At 68.2% G+C, this 19,035-nt stretch carries 18 protein-coding genes; 14 read left to right on the top strand and 4 right to left on the bottom strand.

Translation table 11 applies throughout. The annotated features are described in order from the left end of the window. Genes galK through galT form a run of 3 tightly spaced genes read right to left on the bottom strand, consistent with a single transcriptional unit; the run spans window position 1 to window position 3,250 of the window. Complete coding sequence (galK, locus tag FS388_RS02545) at window positions 1-1,212, bottom strand: galactokinase (RefSeq protein ID WP_246836272.1); 1,212 nt, start codon at window positions 1,210-1,212, stop codon at window positions 1-3. After that, the gene (gene galE, locus FS388_RS02540) at window positions 1,191-2,150 is read right to left on the bottom strand and encodes a UDP-glucose 4-epimerase GalE (protein ID WP_146339394.1); all 960 of its coding nucleotides are present in this window, start codon (window positions 2,148-2,150) and stop codon (window positions 1,191-1,193) included. Before galE ends, galK begins: the two co-directional genes overlap by 22 nt. Beyond that, window positions 2,147-3,250, bottom strand: a complete 1,104-nt coding sequence (gene galT / locus FS388_RS02535) for a galactose-1-phosphate uridylyltransferase (RefSeq protein WP_210410222.1) — start codon at window positions 3,248-3,250, stop codon at window positions 2,147-2,149. The genes galE and galT overlap by 4 nt, the downstream gene beginning before the upstream one ends. A gap of 81 nt (window positions 3,251-3,331) precedes the next feature. Between galT and dapB the strand changes: the two genes are divergently transcribed. From dapB to FS388_RS02520, 3 genes are read left to right on the top strand one after another with little or no spacing between them, the layout of a single operon-like run. Further along, window positions 3,332-4,090 (top strand): 4-hydroxy-tetrahydrodipicolinate reductase, encoded by a 759-nt coding sequence (dapB, locus tag FS388_RS02530; protein ID WP_146339390.1) that lies wholly within the window; start codon window positions 3,332-3,334, stop codon window positions 4,088-4,090. Between the two features lie 9 nt (window positions 4,091-4,099). After that, the gene (locus FS388_RS02525) at window positions 4,100-4,570 is read left to right on the top strand and encodes a tetratricopeptide repeat protein (RefSeq protein ID WP_246836271.1); all 471 of its coding nucleotides are present in this window, start codon (window positions 4,100-4,102) and stop codon (window positions 4,568-4,570) included. A 29-nt stretch (window positions 4,571-4,599) separates the two neighbouring features. After that, the gene (locus FS388_RS02520; protein ID WP_168198568.1) at window positions 4,600-5,571 is read left to right on the top strand and encodes a LacI family DNA-binding transcriptional regulator; all 972 of its coding nucleotides are present in this window, start codon (window positions 4,600-4,602) and stop codon (window positions 5,569-5,571) included. 29 nt (window positions 5,572-5,600) lie between these two features. Here FS388_RS02520 and FS388_RS02515 read toward each other — a convergent pair whose 3' ends face one another. Then, on the bottom strand, window positions 5,601-6,815 hold the full coding sequence (locus FS388_RS02515) for a heparan-alpha-glucosaminide N-acetyltransferase domain-containing protein (protein WP_146339386.1): 1,215 nt from the start codon (window positions 6,813-6,815) through the stop codon (window positions 5,601-5,603). 19 nt (window positions 6,816-6,834) lie between these two features. Here FS388_RS02515 and dapA point away from each other — a divergent pair, with 19 nt between their 5' ends. The 11 genes from dapA (at window position 6,835) to miaA (ending at window position 19,035) form a co-directional block, all read left to right on the top strand. Then, window positions 6,835-7,797 carry a 4-hydroxy-tetrahydrodipicolinate synthase gene (gene dapA / locus FS388_RS02510; protein ID WP_146339384.1) on the top strand — a complete coding sequence of 321 codons (963 nt, stop codon included), beginning with the start codon at window positions 6,835-6,837 and terminating at the stop codon, window positions 7,795-7,797. 96 nt (window positions 7,798-7,893) lie between these two features. After that, a complete protein-coding gene (locus FS388_RS02505) occupies window positions 7,894-9,528 on the top strand; it encodes a ribonuclease J (RefSeq protein WP_146341832.1) in 1,635 nt (544 codons plus the stop codon). A gap of 48 nt (window positions 9,529-9,576) precedes the next feature. Further along, window positions 9,577-12,564 (top strand): DNA translocase FtsK, encoded by a 2,988-nt coding sequence (locus FS388_RS02500; RefSeq protein ID WP_146339382.1) that lies wholly within the window; start codon window positions 9,577-9,579, stop codon window positions 12,562-12,564. A gap of 67 nt (window positions 12,565-12,631) precedes the next feature. Continuing rightward, window positions 12,632-13,216, top strand: coding sequence for a CDP-diacylglycerol--glycerol-3-phosphate 3-phosphatidyltransferase (pgsA, locus tag FS388_RS02495; RefSeq protein ID WP_146339380.1), 585 nt, complete (start codon window positions 12,632-12,634; stop codon window positions 13,214-13,216). Continuing rightward, complete coding sequence (locus tag FS388_RS02490; RefSeq protein ID WP_146339378.1) at window positions 13,213-13,848, top strand: CinA family protein; 636 nt, start codon at window positions 13,213-13,215, stop codon at window positions 13,846-13,848. The genes pgsA and FS388_RS02490 overlap by 4 nt, the downstream gene beginning before the upstream one ends. A gap of 139 nt (window positions 13,849-13,987) precedes the next feature. Further along, window positions 13,988-14,386, top strand: a complete 399-nt coding sequence (locus FS388_RS02485; RefSeq protein ID WP_146339376.1) for a helix-turn-helix domain-containing protein — start codon at window positions 13,988-13,990, stop codon at window positions 14,384-14,386. After that, window positions 14,379-14,600, top strand: coding sequence for a DUF3046 domain-containing protein (locus tag FS388_RS02480; protein ID WP_146339374.1), 222 nt, complete (start codon window positions 14,379-14,381; stop codon window positions 14,598-14,600). Before FS388_RS02485 ends, FS388_RS02480 begins: the two co-directional genes overlap by 8 nt. A gap of 207 nt (window positions 14,601-14,807) precedes the next feature. Next, the gene (gene recA / locus FS388_RS02475; protein WP_146339372.1) at window positions 14,808-15,845 is read left to right on the top strand and encodes a recombinase RecA; all 1,038 of its coding nucleotides are present in this window, start codon (window positions 14,808-14,810) and stop codon (window positions 15,843-15,845) included. Further along, a complete protein-coding gene (locus tag FS388_RS02470) occupies window positions 15,845-16,513 on the top strand; it encodes a regulatory protein RecX (RefSeq protein WP_146339370.1) in 669 nt (222 codons plus the stop codon). The genes recA and FS388_RS02470 overlap by 1 nt, the downstream gene beginning before the upstream one ends. 45 nt (window positions 16,514-16,558) lie before the next feature. Continuing rightward, entirely contained in the window at window positions 16,559-18,094 is a 1,536-nt protein-coding gene (gene miaB / locus FS388_RS02465) for a tRNA (N6-isopentenyl adenosine(37)-C2)-methylthiotransferase MiaB (RefSeq protein ID WP_146339368.1), read from the top strand. A gap of 8 nt (window positions 18,095-18,102) precedes the next feature. Beyond that, window positions 18,103-19,035, top strand: coding sequence for a tRNA (adenosine(37)-N6)-dimethylallyltransferase MiaA (gene miaA / locus FS388_RS02460; RefSeq protein WP_371708551.1), 933 nt, complete (start codon window positions 18,103-18,105; stop codon window positions 19,033-19,035).

Here is a 19,035-nt window from a genome sequence, read left to right as displayed (position 1 = left end):
CTAGGCGGTGCGCCGCGCGCCCGGAGCAGGCTCCGCGGTCAGCATCAGCGGCGCCTCCAGGCCCCGCCGCTCAGCCTGGGACGCGGCCGCAGCGACCACCGCCTCATGAGCGTCCTGGGGGACCAGGGCGATCACGCAGCCGCCGAAGCCGCCGCCCACCTGACGTGCCCCCCACGCACCCGCCTGCAGGACGGTCTCCACCAGCCGGTCCGTCTCCGGGACAGTGATCTCAAAATCCTCCTGCTGGGAGACGTGCGCTGCGTTGAGGATCTCGCCGAGTTCGGCAGGGTCGCCGTCCCTCAGCAGCTGGGCAGCCTCCAGCACCCGCGCGTTCTCCGTCAGCACATGGCGCACCCTGCGCCGGACCACGTCGTCCTCCACGGAGACGTCCAGCTCCTCCGGTGTGGTGCCCTGATCCGTCAGCACCCGCAGAGATTCGATGCCCAACGTCCGGGCCCCCTCCTCGCACTGGCGCCGCCGGTCCGCATACTCGCCGTCCACCAGCCGGTGCGGCGCCTGCGCATCGATGACCAGCAGGCTCAGCCCCGCGCGCTCAAGCTCCAGAGGCACATGCTCCAGCTGCATCGACCGAGTGTCGAGCAGCAGAGCATGCCCCTGCCTGCCCGTCGTCGACGCCGTCTGATCCATGATCCCGCAGGGCATGCCCACGTAGTCGTTCTCCGCCCGCTGTGCCATGCGGGCCAAGGCCAGTGGGTCCAGCTCAATGCCCGCGCTCTCGGCCGCCGCCAGGCCGACGGCGCACTCCAGCGCCGCCGAGGAGGACAGCCCCGCGCCGGTGGGGACCGAGGAGCCCAGCAGAACATCCATGCCCCGCAGCCGGTGCCCGGCCTGCTCGAGTGCCCACAGCACACCCACCGGGTAGGCCGCCCAGCCGGACACTCGTCTTCCCGGCTGCAGGGCATCACTGCGCGCCAGGGCGTCCAGGTCAACCTTCGCTGAGTCCTCCTGCTGCCCCGACAGGATCCGCACCGTGCGGTCCTCGCGGGCCCGCACCGCAGCCTGGACCGTCTCAGACAGCGCGAACGGCAGCACGAACCCGTCGTTGTAGTCGGTGTGCTCGCCCACCAGGTTCACCCGGCCCGGGGCCTCCCAGACCCCGTCCGGGTCCGCGCCGAAAGCCCGGGGAAAAGCCTCTTTCAGCTCCCGGATCCGCGCATCGCCGCGCTGCGTCATCGCTCCCACGCCGTCCATGCGTCCTCCACCATCTCCTTCACCGTTCGCCGCGGATGCCATCCCAGGCCCTCCGCAGCCTTCTGGCCCGAGGCCACCAGCACCGCAGGATCCCCCGGCCGACGAGGATGCTCCTCCGCCGGCACCGGATGCCCCGTCGCCTCCCGCACCGCACCGATCACCTCACGCACACTCGTGCCGGTCCCGGTGCCCAAGTTGTAGACCTCATGCACTCCAGCCTCCGCAGCGTCCAGTGCCCGCACATGCGCCTCGGCCAGATCCACCACATGGATGTAGTCCCGGATGCACGTGCCGTCGCGGGTCGGGTAGTCCGTGCCGAAGATCGACGCGGAGCTGCGCTCGTCGGCGGCCACTTTCAGCAGATTGGGGATCAGGTGCGTCTCCGGATCGTGCCGCTCCGCCAGCACGCCGCCGTCCTCGACGAAGGCCGCTCCCGCCACATTGAAGTAGCGCAGAGAGACCGCTGCCAGCCCGTGGGCTGCCGCCTCCGCGGTGAGCATGTGGTCGATGGCGAGCTTCGAGGCGCCGTACGGATTGGTGGGACGGGTCGGCTGGTCCTCCGTGATGCTGTCCACGGCCGGCTCTCCGTAGGTCGCAGCGGTCGAGGAGAACACCATGCGCGGCACTCCGGCCTCACGCATGGCATCGAGCAGGTGCAGGGTCTGCACCATGTTGCCGTGCCAGTACCGCTCCGGCCGGCTCACGGACTCCCCGACGAGGGACTTCGCGGCGAAGTGCAGCACCGCGTCGAAGCTGGAGTCCAGCACCTGTGCCGCCTCGCCGATGGGCAGACGGTGCAGCCGCGCCCCGGCCGGCACGCTCGCCGCATGGCCTGTGCTGAGGTCATCGATGACCTCCACGGTGTGGCCGGCGGCCAGCACCTGCTGCGTCACCACTGAGCCGATGTAGCCGGCTCCGCCGGTCACCAGAACCTTCATGCGTCATCTCCTGCGTCTCTGAGCCTCGCGGCCATGTCCTCGGGGGCGATGTCGTTGATGAAGACGCCCATGCCGGACTCCGAGCCTGCCAGATACTTCAGCTTGTTCGATGCCCGGCGGATGGAGAACAGCTGCAGATGCAGACGCATGTCCTCGCCCGTGGCGCCGCGCGGCGCCTGCTGCCATCCGGAGATGTACGGCAGGGGCCCGTCGAAGAGCTGGTCGCCGCGCCGCAGCACCTCCAAGTACATGGCTGCGAATTCGGTCCGCTCCGCCTCCGTCAGCTCGTGGAGCCGGCCGACGCTGCGGTGCGGCAGGATCATGATCTCGACCGGCCAGCGCGCCCATGGCGGCACCATGGCGGTCCAGCGCTCGCCGGCCAGAATGACGGGGGAGCCCTGGGGAGGCTCTGCGGAGAGGATCTCGTCGAAGAGGTCCTTGCCGTGCCGGCGCCGGAACCCGTCCGCCTGAGCCATGATCTTCTGGGTCCGCGGCGTGCGGAACGGGTAGCCGTAGATCTGGCCGTGCGGGTGGTGGAGCGTCACGCCGATCTCCTCGCCGCGGTTTTCGAAGATGTAGACCTGCTCCACCCCCGGCTCGCGCATCAGCGCCTCGGTGCGGTCCGCCCAGGCATCCACCACGGTGCGCATGCGCGCTGCGGGGACCTCGGCGAGCTGCCCGGTGTGCTGGTCGGTGAACACCACCACTTCGCACCGGCCCGCCCCAGGGCGGACGAGCCCGCCCGCCTCCTCCGCCGGCTCGAGGTGCTCCAGCACGTCAGGCGGCACGGGCGCCTCGCCGCGGAATGAGGGGAACCGGTTCTCGAACACGACGACGTCGAACTCAGCCTCCGGGACCTCTGTGGCCCGCTCTGGGGTGCTGGGGCAGAGGGGGCAGGCGTCGGCGCTGGGCTTGTGCGTGCGGTTCTGGCGCGCCGCCGCTACGGCCGTCCACTCGCCGAGCAGCGGGTCGAAGCGCATCTCATTGGCGCCCTCGGGACGGGCGATGTCGCGGCCGTCGTGGACGCTGCGGGTGCGGGTCTCGTCGTCGTAGAAGAAGATGTCGCGGCCGTCGGCCAGCTGTGCAGTGGTGCGGTTCACGGGCGGAGTCACTTTCATGCGTTGTGTTAACGATCACATTCTGGCACGGAGGCGGTGCTCGCGGAGAGATAGGCTGAACCCATGAGCAAGAGCATCAGAGTGGCCGTCCTGGGAGCCTCAGGACGAATGGGCTCGGAAGCGGTGAAGGCCGTGGACGCTGCCGAAGACATGGAACTCGCGACGACCCTGGGCCGAGGCGATCCGCTGGAGCGCATCCTCGAGTCCGGAGCAAGCCACATCGTGGACCTCACTGTTCCCGGTGCGACGCAGGACAACGTCGCCTTCGCCGTGGAGAACGGCCTGCACGCAGTGGTCGGCACCACCGGGTGGACGGAGGAGAGGCTCGCCGCGCTCGAGGCCCAGCTGGCCCAGCACCGCGAGGTGGGAGTGCTCATCGCTCCGAACTTCGCGCTCGGAGCAGTGCTCGCCACAGCCTTCGCCGCCAAGGCGGCCCAGTATTTCGAATCTGCGGAGATCGTTGAGCTGCACCACCCGCAGAAGGTGGACGCCCCCTCAGGCACAGCCGCCCGCACCGCCTCCCTGATGGGCCAGGCGCGGCGCAGCGCCGGCGTGGCACCCTCGCCCGACGCCACGGAGTCCGACCCCGGCGGCGCCCGCGGTGCGGTGGTGGAGGACATCCATGTGCACGCGGTCCGGCTGCGCGGCCTCGTCGCCCACCAGGAGGTCCTCCTCGGCTCGGCGGGAGAGCAGCTGACCATCCGCCACGACAGCTTCGACCGCGGCAGCTTCATGCCCGGGGTGCTGCTGGGACTGCGTCAGGCAGCCCGGCGCCCCGGCCTGACGCACGGCCTCGACGGCTACCTCGATCTCGGACTGTAAGGAGGCACCGTGAAATCGAAGTTCTTCACCTTCCTGATGGTCGGACTGCTGGGCATCTTCCTGGTGGCATCCTGGCTCATCGGCATCCGCTTCCTGCGGACAGGGGACCTCACCGCCCAGCTCATCGGCGCCGGCACCATCGCCCTGACCATTCTGGGCTCATGGGTGCTGTTCCGCGAGATCAGCTTCGGCCGCGGCATCGAGCGGCTCGGCGGTCAGCTGCACCGCGAAGGAGGCCTCCCCGAGGACGTCGTCGAACGCTCCCCGGGAGGACGCGCGAACAGGTCCCAGGCCGACGAGCAGTTCGAGAAGTACAAGGCCCAGGCAGAGGCCAAGCCCGACGACTGGCGATCGTGGTTCCGCCTGTCCATGGCCTACGACACCGCCGGGGATCGCACCCGTGCGCGGCAGTCGATGCGCCGGGCCATCGACATGGAGCGCGCCGCACGCGCCCGAGGTCAGGGTCCGGGCCGGCGATGAAGCACCGTGGGGACGCCCGGCCTCCGTCGATGACCGACGTGGCGCGGGAGGCCGGCGTCTCCCACCAGACCGTCTCCCGAGTGCTCAACGAGCCGGAGGCCGTCCGATCAGCCACCCGGCGCCGGGTGGAGCGCGCCATCGCGAAGCTGGGCTACCGGCGCAGCAACGCGGCGCGCTCCCTGCGCACCCGGTCCACCCGAACTATAGGCGTCGTCGCCCCCGGGGACCGGACGTTCGGGCCCGCGCGCACCACCCAGGCGGTGGAGCAGGCGGCCAGGGCCCACCACTACGCCACCATCATGACCGTGGTGGATGAGGCGTCGAAGCCCACAGTGGACGCCGCCATGAACTTCTTCGCCGAGCACGGAGTCGACGGCATCGTCGTCATCGCCCACCAGGACCCCGTCGCCGAGGCGGCCCTGCAGATGGCCGAGCAGCTGCCGGTGGTGGTGATCAGCTCCGGCATCGCGCCCGGCTACGGTCGCCACGTGGTCGGCATCGACCAGAAGGAGGGTGCCCGGCTGGCCGTGGACCACCTCCTCGGCAGAGGCTTTGCGGACATCGCGCACATCTCCGGCCCCAGCGCCTGGTTCGACGCGCGCGAGCGCGCCTCGGGCTGGCAGGAGCGCATGCTGAGCACCGACGCGGAGCTGCCGCGTCTGGTGCGCGGCGGGTGGAGCGCTGAGGACGGCTACCAGGCCGCCCAGCGTCTGCTCGGAGGGGCGAAGCCGCCGGAGGCCGTGTTCTCCGCCAACGACTACATGGCCCTCGGCATCATCCGTGCACTCGCAGAGAGGGGCCTGCGGGTCCCGGAGGACGTAGCGGTGGTGGGGTTCGACGATGTGGACGCCTCGGACTTCTTCTCCCCGCCGCTGACCACCATCCGGCAGCCCTTCGAAGCCGCCGGAGAGGCTGCGCTGGATGCCCTGTTCGCGGTGATCGACGGTGCGGAGCAGTCCTACTCGCTCATCGCCCCTGAGCTCATCGTCCGCACATCCTGACCCGCTGAGACGCTGCGCTCACGCGATGGTCAGGGCTTCGGGCCGGCCAGGGCGTGCGCTGCCCCTGCCGTCGCGGCCTCCAGGGGCCCTCGCCTCTTCACCAGCACCTTCACCAGACCCAGGACCAGGAACGCGACGATGAACCCAGTCCAGAGCATCGGTGGGGTGACCGTCTCCTGCAGGTCTTCGCTGGGATGCCACACTGCCAGCACCAGCAGGTGGGCGGTGTAGAGCGTCAGCGGCATCGCGCCGGCGCCGGCCAGGGGTGCGGTGAGCCAGGGGAGGGCCGCAGCGATGAGCAGGAGGACGCCGAGGGTCAGCATCGAGGTGCTCAGCGTGTGGATGAGATCCACCGGGGATCCCTGATGCGGGGTGACCAGGCCGAACCAGGCCGGGTGGGTGATGAAGGGCAGCAGGTGGTCGTTGGTCTCCAGGGCGCCCTGCACCTCGTGCGGCTCATAGCCGGAGAGCTGCTGGAGGTGGCCGAACATGCCGGAGGTCTCCACCGTCGCCCACCCGATCAGGTAGGTGGCCGCAGCGCCCGCAGCACCGGCGGCGGCCAGGGCGGCCGCCGTGGAGAGGCGGCGCAGGTTCAGGCGGCCGATGGCCATGCCCGCGAAGAAGTACGCCGGCCACACCAGCAGCGGGTAGTAGCCGGTCACCGTCAGGTCCAGCGCCAGGGTGCCCGGATCCACGAAGGTCTCCGGACTGTCCGAGAGGTCCAGGAAGGTGGGGGAGTGCCAGAGCCGCTCCGGCTGGCTGCTGAGCGTCTCCCGCAATGCGTTCTGCCACAGGTAGAGGGCCGCAGGGCCCAGAAGTGCGAAGCCCGCCGCGAGTCCAGCTAGGGCTTTGGCGCCCAGCCGCAGGAAAGGCAGCGCTAGGAGGAACATGAGCCCGTAGTTGACCAGGATCACCGCCACGCCGTGATTCATCAGGGCGAGGAAGGCGCCCAGCACGATGATCAGCCCGGCGCGCACCGCCACGGCACGACGCGTCCACGAGAGCGTCAGCGCATCCGAGGTGCGCGAGCTCATCAGGGCCAGTCCCACTCCCGCCAGCACCGCGAAGAGGGCCGCGGAGCGGCCGGAGAGCACCAGGCCTGCGGTGGAGGCGGTGCCGTCCGGGTTCTGGCTGCTGATCACGTGCACAGTCATCATGCCGATCAGTGCGGCCCCGCGAGCGGCATCCACGCCGAGGAGACGTCCGGTGGCTCTCCGAGATTCGGTGCCGGTGCGAGACTTCACACGCGTTACAGTACTTTGTATGACCGGCGACCAGGACACCACCCGCGAGTTCGACCCCTATCTGGCTGAGGGGGAGATCAAGCACCCTGATCAGACCGACCCCTACTTCGGGCACCTGGCCACTGCCATGGTCACACCCTTCACCGCGGATGACCGGGTCGACTTCGAGGCGTTCGAGGCCCTGGCGCACAAGCTCGTCGAGGAGGGCAACGACTCGCTGGTGGTCTCCGGGACCACCGGAGAGACATCCACCCTCGAGGACTACGAGAAGGCTGACCTGGTCCGCGCCGCCAAATCCGCGGTGGGGGACCGGGCCAAGATCATCGCCGGCACCTCCACCAACCACACCAGCCACGACCTCGAGATGGCCGCGAAGGCCGAGCGAGCGGGAGCCGACGGCCAGCTGGTGGTCACCCCGTACTACAACAAGCCCTCCCAGGACGGCGTGCTCGCCCACTTCAGGGCCGTCGCGGACGCGGCGGACCTGCCGCTGATGATCTATGACATCCCCGGACGCACCGGCATCCCGATCGCCACCGAGACCATCCTCCGGCTGGCCGAGCACCCGCGCATCATGTCGCTCAAGGACGCAAAGAACGACATCACGGCCACCACTGAGGTGCTCACCAAGACCGAGCTGGAGATCTACTCGGGCGATGACCAGAACGTGCTCGCATGGATGGCGATGGGCGCCGCCGGCGTGGTCTCGGTCACCAGCCATGTGGCCTCCCCGACCTTCCGGCGCATGATCGACGCGCTGCTGAACTATCAGCTGAAGGACGCCCGCATCGCTCACGGCGAGCTGGGCCCCGTGATCCGCGCCATGATGACCCGCGTGCAGGGCAGCGTGGCCTCCAAGCTGACCCTGAACTGGATCGGATTCCCCATCCGCACTGACGTTCGCCTGCCCCTGGTGCAGGCAAATGAGGCTGAGCAGGAGCTCATCCTCCACGACCTGCGGGAGGCCGGCTGGCAGCTGTGAGGCTGCCGTCGACCCCCGTGCCGCTACTGAGACTTTGAGGAGTCGCCTGTGACAACAGAGACACTGATCACCCCGCCCAAGCTGAAGAACGGAACGATGCGCATCGTGCCGCTCGGAGGGCTCGGTGAGATCGGCCGAAACATGACCGTGTTCGAGCTCAACGGGAAGCTGCTGCTCGTGGACTGCGGCGTGCTCTTCCCCGAGGAGGAGCAGCCCGGAGTCGACCTGATCCTCCCGGACTTCAGCTACATCGAAGACCGGCTCGACGACGTCGTCGGACTCGTGCTCACCCACGGGCACGAGGACCACATCGGCGCCGTGCCCTACCTGCTGCGCAAGAACGACCAGATCCCGCTCATCGGCTCGAGGCTCACCCTCGCACTCATCGAGGCCAAGCTCGCCGAGCACCGGATCAAGCCCTACACGCTGACCGTCGAAGAGGGGGGCGTGGAGAGCTTCGGCCCCTTCGAGTGCGAGTTCGTCGCAGTCAACCACTCCATCCCCGACTCCCTGGCCGTGTTCATCCGCAGCGAGGCCGGAAACGTGTTCCACACCGGCGACTTCAAGATGGACCAGCTGCCGATGGACGGCCGGATCACGGACCTCCGGCACTTCGCCCGCCTGGGGGAGGAGGGTGTGGACCTGTTCCTCTCCGACTCCACCAACGCCCACGTGCCGGGCTTCACCGCGCCGGAGAAGAACATCGGCCCGGTCATCGAGTCCTACTTCCGCGACTCTGAGCGGCGCATCATCGTGGCGTCCTTCGCCTCGCACATCCACCGGGTGCAGCAGGTGCTCGACGCGGCCCACAAGCACGGCCGCAAGGTGGCCTTCGTGGGGCGCTCGATGGTCCGCAACATGGGCATCGCCGACAAGCTCGGCTACCTGGACGTGCCTGAGGGTCTTCTCGTCGACATCAAGAAGGTCGACGACGTGCCGGACCACAAGCTGGTGCTCATGTCGACCGGATCCCAGGGCGAGCCGATGGCTGCCCTGTCACGGATGGCCAACGGCGACCACCAGGTCCAGGTGGGCGAGGGCGACACCATCATCCTCGCCTCCTCGCTCATCCCCGGCAACGAGACCAGCGTGTACCGGGTGATCAACGGTCTGATGAAGACCGGCGCCGACGTGGTGCACAAGGACAACGCCAACGTGCACGTCTCGGGGCACGCCTCGGCCGGCGAGCTGCTGTACTGCTACAACATCCTGAAGCCTCGAAACGTCATGCCGGTGCACGGAGAGACCAGGCACCTGATCGCCAATGGTCGGCTCGCCGAGGAGACCGGTGTGCTCCCGGACAGCGTCCTGCTCTGCGAGGACGGATCCGTCGTTGATCTGCGCGACGGGCAGGCCCGGATCACAGGCCAGATCGAGTGCGGCTACGTCTACGTCGACGGCTCCAGCATCGGCGAGATCACCGACACCGACCTCAAGGACCGCCGCACCCTCGGCGAGGAGGGCTTCATCTCGGTGATCACGGTGGTGAACCGTCAGACCGGCACCATCGTCTCCGGGCCGGACATCCACGCCCGCGGCGTGGCCGAGGAGGACGCCGTGTTCAAGGGCATCAAGCCCAAGATCGAGAAGGCTCTCATCGAGGCGATCGAGTCCAACAAGGAGCACACCACCCACCAGCTCCAGCAGGTGGTGCGGCGCACGATCGGGTCCTGGGTCAGCCGCAAGCTGCGCCGCAAACCGATGATCGTTCCTGTCGTCGTGGAGACCTGAGCCGCGTATATACACGTCAAGTCGGCTCCTCACCGCTAGGTTGGGGGTATGGCGACACGTACTTCCCCCTCGCGGTCGTCCGGACAGAAGAGCTCCTCCGGCCGCGGGACGACGTCTGGAAAGAAGAAGCAGCAGCCTGCTGAGGAGCAGGTGCCGCTTCCCGCGCGCATCCTCACGGCCCTGTGGATGGCACTGGCGACCCCTGTCGGGACCAGTGTGCGCGGAGTCGGACGGCAGGTGAAGATCCACCCCGACGACCGTCGCGACGCGGCGGGCCTGGTGTTTCTGCTGCTGGCCGCACTCACCGCCGTCGTCGACTGGTGGGGCGCCCGGCACTGGGACCACTGGGTCCCCGAGCTCATCCATCGGCTGACTGCGGGGTCATTGGGCTGGGCGAGCGTGATCCTTCCCCTTGCCCTGCTCATCACCAGCGTGCGGCTCTTCCGCACGCCGCAGGCCCATGACAATAACGGGCGCGTCGCGCTGGGCCTGGCGATCATTCTCGCCGCGGGCGCCGGCCTGGCCCACCTCGCAGCGGGTCTGCCGAGCATCAACGAGACCTTCGAGCAGGGAGAGGCCGGCGGCTTCGAGCAGATGCTCAGCTCCGGCGGCGTGATCGGCTACCTCGTGGCCGTGCCGATGGCCTCCCTGGTGACGGCCTACCCGGTGTGGTTCATCCTCAGCGCCATCCTCATCGCAGGGATCCTGGTGCTCACCGACACCCCCGTCCGCCGCATCCCCGAGCGGATCGACGTGGCACGCCACTACCTGATCGGCGAGGCGGCGCCGCGCCCTGCCCGCTCCGAGGACGCCGACGCCGAGCAGATGCCCTCCGGCGGCGATTCGCAGCAGCAGACCGCCCAGTACACCGGCGTGAGCCCGCAGGCGCCCAAGTCCAAGACCAAGGCCAAGTCGCAGCGCCCCGGCTTCTTCTCCAAGATCGGGAGCAGCGACTCCGAAGAGGACGAGGCCGCGCAGACCCAGGCCACCGAGATCCTTGCGGAGAGCGCCCCAGAGGGTGCCTACGATTCGCCCGTGCAGGTGGAGCCGGCGCAGAACGATGAGTCGGCTCCGAAGCCCGGCACCAAGCGGCCCACCAAGCAGCAGCGCGAAATCCAGGCGGCCAAGGAGGCCGCGGGCCTGTACGACTATGAGGAGATGGTCGGCCAGAAGGCGGCCGCGGCGCCCAAGGACGGCGCCTCGTCGTCTGCGGGATCGATCCCCATGACCAACGAGCCGGAGAAGCCGGCGCCCATCACCGACTTCCCCGTCCGCTCGGAGCAGCTGGAGCTCGCCGGCGACGTCACCTACACCCTGCCGGACCAGAAGCTTCTGCCCGCCGGCCCGGTGCCCAAGGAGCACACGGCCGCCAATGACGAGATCGTCGAGGCGCTCAACCACACCTTCGACCAGTTCAAGGTCGAGGCGCAGGTGACCGGCTTCTCGCGCGGGCCCACCGTGACCCGCTACGAGGTCGAGCTCACCCCTGGCACCAAGGTGGAGAAGGTCACCAGCCTCGAGAAGAACATCTCCCTGGCCGTGGCATCCAACGAGGTGCGCATCCTCAGCCCGATCCCCGGCAAGTCAGCGATCGGCATCGAGATCCCCAACCGGGACAAGGAAGTCGTAGCGCTCGGCGACGTCATGCGCTCCAACGCAGCACGCCGCACCGAGCACCCGATGGTGATGGGAGTGGGCAAGGACGTCGAGGGCGGCTACGTCGTGGCCAACCTCGCGAAGATGCCCCACATGCTCGTCGCCGGTGCGACGGGAGCCGGCAAGTCAGCGTTCATCAACTCGATGATCACCTCCGTGCTGATGCGGGCCACCCCGGATGAGGTGCGCATGGTCATGGTGGACCCCAAGCGGGTCGAGCTGACCGGCTACGACGGCATCCCTCACCTGATCACGCCCATCATCACCGACCCCAAGAAGGCCGCCGAGGCGCTGGAATGGGTCGTCAAGGAGATGGACAACCGGTACGACGACCTCGCCCACTTCGGCTACAAGCACGTCGACGACTTCAACAAGGCGGTGCGCGCCGGAAAGATCCAGCTGCCGCCCGACTCCCAGCGCGTGCTCCGCCCGTACCCCTACCTGCTGGTGATCGTCGACGAGCTGGCTGACCTGATGATGGTCGCCCCCAGGGATGTCGAGGACAGCATCGTGCGCATCACCCAGCTCGCGCGCGCTGCGGGCATCCACCTGGTGCTGGCGACCCAGCGCCCCTCGGTCAACGTGGTCACCGGCCTCATCAAGGCCAACGTGCCCTCCCGCATGGCCTTCGCCACCTCCTCTGCCACCGACTCCCGCGTGGTGCTGGACTCCGTCGGCGCGGAGAAGCTGCTCGGCCAGGGCGACGCCCTCTTCCTGCCCATGGGCGCCTCCAAACCGATGCGTGTGCAGGGCGCCTGGGTCAACGAGTCCGAAGTCCATGCGGTGGTTGAGCATGTGAAGTCGCAGCTGAAGGCGCAGTACGTCGACGATGCTGTGAAGGCCATGGAGCCGAAGAAGAAGGACATCGACGAGGACATCGGCGATGACCTCGAGCTGCTGCTGGCCGCGACCGAACTGGTGGTCACCACGCAGTTCGGCTCCACCTCCATGCTGCAGCGCAAGCTCAGGGTCGGCTTCGCCAAAGCGGGCCGGCTCATGGACCTCATGGAGTCGCGCGGGGTCGTCGGCCCCTCCGAAGGGTCGAAGGCCCGCGACGTCCTCGTGCCCCCGGACGAGCTCCCTGATGTGCTGGCGACCATCAAGGGCGAGGACGCTCCGCAGGACGAGGAGCCCTACAACGGGGCGGCCGTCGGCGTGGAGACGGCACAGGGCACGGCGGTGCCCGAGCCGCAGCAGGCCCCGGCCGGCGCACCTCCCCAGGGAGGCACCACAGGCACCGTGCACACCGGCGAGGTCCAGGACCTCATCGCCGCCGATCTGGCCGAACGGACCCAGCAGATCCCGAAGGCAGCCGACTACTACGACGGCCACGATTCTGACGGTGCCGAGGACGCGTGGGAGCTCACCGGAAGAGGCTGAGCGGCAGGGGCTGAGCAGGCCCTATCTGCCAGGAATCTGAGGGGGTCGAGGCTGTAGAGTCGCAGGTATGGATGATCGCCGCGTACCGCTGTGGAACATCGCCAATGTGCTGACGATGCTGCGCATAGCTCTGGTGCCGGTCTTCGTGGCGGCGCTGCTGCTGGACGCGGAGGGCCTCGAGCCCCAGGAGGACATCTGGCGGTGGGTCGCGGCTGCGGTCTTCGCCCTCGCGGTCATCACCGACAAGATCGACGGCGACGTCGCGCGCGCACGTAATCTGGTGACGGATTTCGGCAAGATCGCGGACCCCATCGCCGACAAGCTGCTCATCGGGTCGGCGCTCGTCATGCTCTCCGTGCTGGGGGAGCTGCCCTGGTGGGTCACCATCGTCATTCTCGTGCGCGAGGTCGGCGTCACCCTGCTTCGCATGTGGATGATCCGCACCCAGGTCATGCCCGCCTCCCGGGGCGGCAAGCTCAAGACGGTGCTCCAGGCCGCGGGGCTGCAGCTGATGCTTCTGCCCCTGGCCGTCATCGCCGGATGGCTGAGCACCGTGGCCCTGTGGATCGTCATCGTCGCCGCCGTGGTCACTGTGGTCACAGGCATCGACTACGTCGTCCAGGCGATGCGCATCAGGCGCGCAGCACGATGACCGTGCAGGGGCCGGCAGTCCACGTGGCCGAGGACGCCAGCCGCAGGCAGGACCCGGTGGAGCTGGTGCAGCGATGCGCCCACCGCGGAATCACCCTGGCGACCGCCGAGTCGCTGACAGCCGGCTCTCTGTCCGCGCGGATCGCTGATGTGCCGGGAGCCTCAGAGGTGCTTCAGGGTGGAATCGTCTCCTACTCCGTCCTGGTCAAGGAAGAGGTCCTGGAGGTCCCGCGCGAGGTTCTGCAGGAATGCGGAGCCGTGGACGGCCGGGTCGCCGCCTACATGGCCCGCGGTGCGGCCCGCAGATGCCGGGCACAGGTGGGAGTCTCCACCACAGGGGTGGCCGGTCCGGCTCCCCACGAGGGCAAGGACGTCGGCACCGTGTACCTGGGCCTCGCACTCCATAAGGACACAGCATCGCGTCTGAGCCTGACGCTGCCGCCGGAGGCCCATCCCCACGAGCTCGACGGCGACTGGCTCACCGGCGCCCTCCTGCTCGACCTGGCCCCCGACGACGACGTGGACAGCACGCGCCAGCACATCAGGGACGCCTCCCTGGAGGGGGCCCTGAAGCTGACCTACGATCTGCTCCTCACCGAACCTGAGGGGATCGTGGGGACGGACCAGCCGTGAGCCCCAAGCCCCGCGGGGGCTCCCGCTCTCAGCCCATTGCGGCTACTGTGGGAACAAGTCAGCCGCCCCTTCCGTTGTTCTAGGTCAGTCCGAAAAAAGTCCGAGCCTCAGCCGCAGCCGCTCAGCAAGGAGTCAGCACATGGTGCGACAGCCAGTCACCGTCAACGGAGTCACCCGGTGGAAGGACGCCGAGGAGCAGCTCCCCCGAGCAGAAGCCCCAGAGTCCAAGGGAGTGACGATGCGCCAGGAGATCGGTGATGTGCTGCGCAGCATCCGCCAGGAGGAGGGACGCACACTGCGTGACGTCTCCCATGATGCGCGAGTCTCGCTGGGCTACCTCTCCGAAGTGGAGCGCGGTCAGAAGGAAGCCTCCTCGGAGCTTCTGGCGTCGATCTGCGCTGCGCTGAACGTGCCTCTGGCCGTCATGCTCTTCCAGGTCGCCGAGCGCATCGCAGTGGCCGAAGGCATCACCATTCCCGATACCGTCCCCGCTGAGTTTCAGCAGGAGTTTGGAACCGACGAGCTCATCGGTGCGTGAGTCGAGGTTCTGGTCCCTCATGGAGGGCGAGTTCGGCGCGGGCTACGCCCCCGTGCTCGCCGGTGAGCTGGTCATCAGTGAGTACCAGCTCACCGCGCAGCAGGCGCTGAGGGCCGGGGTCGAGCCACGCCGTGTGTGGGAGGCGCTGTGCAGGCAGCAGGACGTGCCCGAGGAGCGACTTCTCGGCGCGGATGTTCCGCTGAAGCGCGACTGAGCCGACCTGCCCCGGAGCCGACGACGGCGCGGTCGGCGTGTTGGTTCGAATATGTGTTCGATCCGGGACTAGAGTCTTGCAGTGACGCAGCGTCGCGATGGCGGCCACGCCGGCCCGCACCTTTTCATGGTGATGACACAGCACGTGTCATAGGTCCGCCGTAGTCTCGATCGCGTACCCACAGACCACAACCCCGTGAGGTGAATCATGGCAGCAAGCCCTGACCGCGAGAAGGCCTTGGAAGCGGCCCTTGCCCAGATCGACAAGCAGTACGGCAAGGGGTCGGTGATGCGTCTGGGCGATGACACCCGCGCTCCTATCGAGGCCATTCCGACCTCATCGATCTCCATGGATGCCGCATTGGGCATCGGCGGGTTCCCCCGCGGCCGTGTCGTGGAGATCTACGGCCCCGAGTCCAGCGGCAAGACGACGGTCGCCCTCCACGCCGTTGCCAACGCCCAGAAGAGCGGCGGCATTGCGGCGTTCATCGATGCCGAGCACGCGCTCGACCCCGCCTACGCCGCCAAGCTGGGCGTGGACACCGACGCTCTGCTGGTCTCCCAGCCGGACACCGGTGAGCAGGCCCTGGAGATCATGGACATGCTGGTCTCGTCCGGATCGCTGGACATCGTCGTCATCGACTCCGTGGCCGCACTGGTGCCTCGCGCTGAGATCGAGGGCGAGATGGGCGATTCGCACGTGGGCCTGCAGGCCCGCCTGATGTCGCAGGCGCTGCGAAAGATCACCGGCCGCCTGGCGCAGACGAAGACGACAGCGATCTTCGTCAACCAGCTCCGCGAGAAGGTCGGAGTCTTCTTCGGCTCCCCGGAGACCACGTCCGGCGGCAAGGCCCTGAAGTTCTATGCCTCAGTCCGTGTCGATGTGCGACGCATCGAGACACTGAAGGAGGGTGTGAACGCCGTCGGCAACCGCACCCGGGCCAAGATCGTGAAGAACAAGATGGCTCCGCCGTTCAAACAGGCCGAGTTCGACATCCTCTACGGAGAGGGCATCTCCCGTGAGGGCGGCCTGATCGACGTGGGCGTGGAGAATGGCCTGGTCAAGAAGTCCGGCGCCTGGTTCACCTACGAAGGGGATCAGCTCGGCCAGGGCAAGGAGAAGGCCCGCCACTTCCTCAAGGACAACCCCGACCTCGCCGATGAGATCGAGCGCCGCATCAAGGAGAAGCTCGGCATCATCAAAACCGAAGGCGAGGAATCGGGCCCTGAGCTGAAGGCCGTCTGATGGCTGACCCTGAGGGTGCACAGCCAGACAAGCTGGACAAGCTCCGCCAGACTCTCGAGAAGCTGGAGTCTGGAGAACTTCGCTCCGACCTGTTCGACGCGAAGGCCGCTGAGGCTCCTGCCGGCTCCGGGAAGGGGAGTCGGCAGGAGCCCCCAGGGGCTCACGAAGAGGTCTCGGAGTACTCGAAGGCCCGCGCACTGGTGCTGCGGAAGCTCACCGGATCGCCCAAGTCCCGCCATCAATTGGCCCAGGCTCTGCGCGAGAAGGAATTCCCCGAAGAGACCATCGTCAGCGTGCTGGACAGAATGCAGGCCGTCCAACTGATCGACGATGAAGCGTTCGCGCACACATGGGTGCGCACACGCCACGAGCTCAAAGGCCTTGGCGCCTCCGCGCTGCGCCGCGAGCTGCAGGACAAAGGCATTGAGCCCGAGAACATCGAGGCCGCCCTCGACCAGCTCAGTGTGGAGGACCAGGAAGCGGCAGCGCGCGAACTCGTGGAGAATAAGCTGCGAGGAGTCGCAGTGCCCTCCGGCCACGCGCCGGAGGAGCGCAAGGAGCGGGACAAGATCACACGCCGGCTGGTGGACATGCTCGCCCGACGCGGCCACAGCCCGGGCGCCGCGTTCACGGTCGTCAGGGATGCCTTGGACACCCGCGCCGCGTAGACTCTCCTCTTGTTCCTGACCCGCCACCCCACCTGAGCAGAGCCGATGACAGACACCCTCGAGGACCTTTCCGCACCGACCGCTGGCGCTGTCCGCACCTACGAAGTGCGCACCTTCGGCTGCCAGATGAACGTCCACGATTCGGAGCGGATCTCCGGCCTCCTCGAAAGCTCCGGCTACGTCGAGGCGCAGGAGGGGCAGAGCCCTGACCTGGTGGTCTTCAACACCTGCGCAGTGCGGGAGAACGCCGACAACCGGCTCTACGGGAACCTCGGCCAGCTCAAGAGCACCAAGGACGTGCAGCCAGGGATGCAGATCGCCGTCGGCGGGTGCCTCGCCCAGAAGGACCAGAACACGGTCCTGGAGAAGGCGCCCTGGGTCGACGTGGTCTTCGGCACCCACAACATCGGATCCCTTCCCACGCTCCTCCAAAGGGCGCGGCACAACGCCGCAGCCGAGCTGGAGATCCTCGAATCCCTCGACACCTTCCCGTCCACCCTGCCCACCAAGCGCGAATCCGTGCACTCGGGCTGGGTGTCGATATCAGTCGGGTGCAACAACTCATGCACCTTCTGCATTGTGCCCTCACTGCGCGGCAAGGAGAAGGACCGCCGGCCCGGCGAGATCCTCGCCGAAGTCCAGGCGCTCGTCGACGACGGCGCCGTGGAGGTCACCCTGCTCGGCCAGAACGTCAACACCTACGGCGTCGAATTCCGCGACCGCGGAGCCTTCGCCAAGCTTCTGCGCGCCTGCGGCGACATCGAAGGTCTTGAACGGGTGCGCTTCACCAGCCCCCACCCAGCCTCCTTCACCGACGACGTCATCGACGCCATGGCAGAGACGCCCAACGCCATGCCCCAGCTGCACATGCCCCTGCAGTCCGGCTCAGACCGGATCCTCAAATCGATGCGCCGGTCCTACCGCTCCAGCCGGTTCCTCTCCATCCTGGAGAAGGTGCGGGACCGGATGCCCCACGCAGCCGTCACCACCGACATCATCGTCGGGTTCCCCGGTGAGACCGAAGAGGACTTCCAAGAGACCATGCGGGTCGTCGAGGAGGCCCGCTTCGCCAGCGCCTACACGTTCCAATACTCCCCGCGGCCCGGAACCCCCGCCGCTGAGTTCGACGAGCAGCTCCCCAAAGAAGTCGTCCAAGAGCGCTTCGAGCGGCTCATCGCCCTGCAGAACCGAATCTCCGGAGAAGAGAACAGAAAGCTCGTCGGCACGCGCCAGGAGCTCCTCGTCACCGCAGACTCCGGACGCAAATCCGCCCAGACGTCCCGCCTCACGGGGCGTGCGGCAGACAACCGGCTCGCCCACTTCGCCGTCCCCACGGGCAGCCCGGAGCCCCGCCCCGGCGACTTCGTCACCGTGCCCATCACCCAGGGCGGAAAAGCGCACCTCATCGCCGATCCCCAGCCCGAGGAGTACGCGCTGCGCCGCTCCCGCGCAGGCGAGGCCTGGGACCGCTGGCAGGCCGAATCGTGCGGAGTGGGCACCACTCAGGTCGACGGCACCAAACCGGCCTCCGTCTCCCTCGGCATGCCCAGCCTCCCGCCTGCCGGCAGCGTCCGAGTCTGAGCGCCGCGGTGACCGCACCCCTGATCACGGTGGTGGGCCCTACCGCCTCCGGAAAGTCGGGACTCGCCGTCGAGCTCGCCCACCGGCTGGCCGAGACCGGCGCGCCCGGTGAAGTCATCAACGCAGACTCCATGCAGTTCTACCGCGGCATGGACATCGGGACCGCCAAGGTCACCGAAGACGAGATGCGCGGCATACCCCACCACCTCTTCGACATCCTCGACGTCTCACAGGAAGCCGCAGCCTCCGAATACCAGCCGCTGGCGCGGCAGAAGATCGCCGAGATCCGGAGCCGGGGCGGCACCCCCATCCTCGTCGGCGGCTCCGGCCTCTACGTCCGGGCAGCCATGGACATCATCGACTTCCCACCTGCCGACCACACGGTCCGCACCCAGCTGCAGCAGGAGCTCACCGACAGGGGCAGCGAGGCCCTCCGTGAGGAGCTCCGCGCCAAAGACCCCGCATCCGAGGCCGTGATCCGTGACGACCGCCGCCTCATCCGCGCCCTCGAAGTGGTGCGCATCACCGGCGGCACCTTCACCGCCTTCATGCCCCCGCACCGGTACGAGCCCTCCGTGGAGCCGGTCGTTCAGCTCGGCACCGACGTGCCCCGACCGGTGCTCAGAGAACGGATCGGTCAGCGCGTGCACGACATGGTGCGCCACGGGCTGGCCGATGAGGTGCGCGCACTGGAGCACGAAGGGCTGCGTCACGGCAGAACCGCCTCACGCGCCATCGGCTACCAGCAGTTCCTCGCCGTCCTCGACGGCCAGCACACCCACGCCGAAGCCGTCGAGCAGACCATCAACGCCACCCGGAAGCTCGCGCGCCGCCAAGACACATGGTTCCGCGCCGACCGGCGCATCGCCTGGGTTCCGGCGCTGGAGACGGACCGCCTTGAGCAGGCGATGCGCATCATCAGCTCCGCCGCCCATGGTTAG

It is taken from the genome of Nesterenkonia sp. NBAIMH1 (assembly GCF_007922635.1).
GTDB lineage: Bacteria > Actinomycetota > Actinomycetes > Actinomycetales > Micrococcaceae > Nesterenkonia > Nesterenkonia pannonica.
The sequence above is the reverse complement of the archived record's forward strand: the minus strand, read 5'-3'. Positions and strand labels throughout refer to the sequence as shown.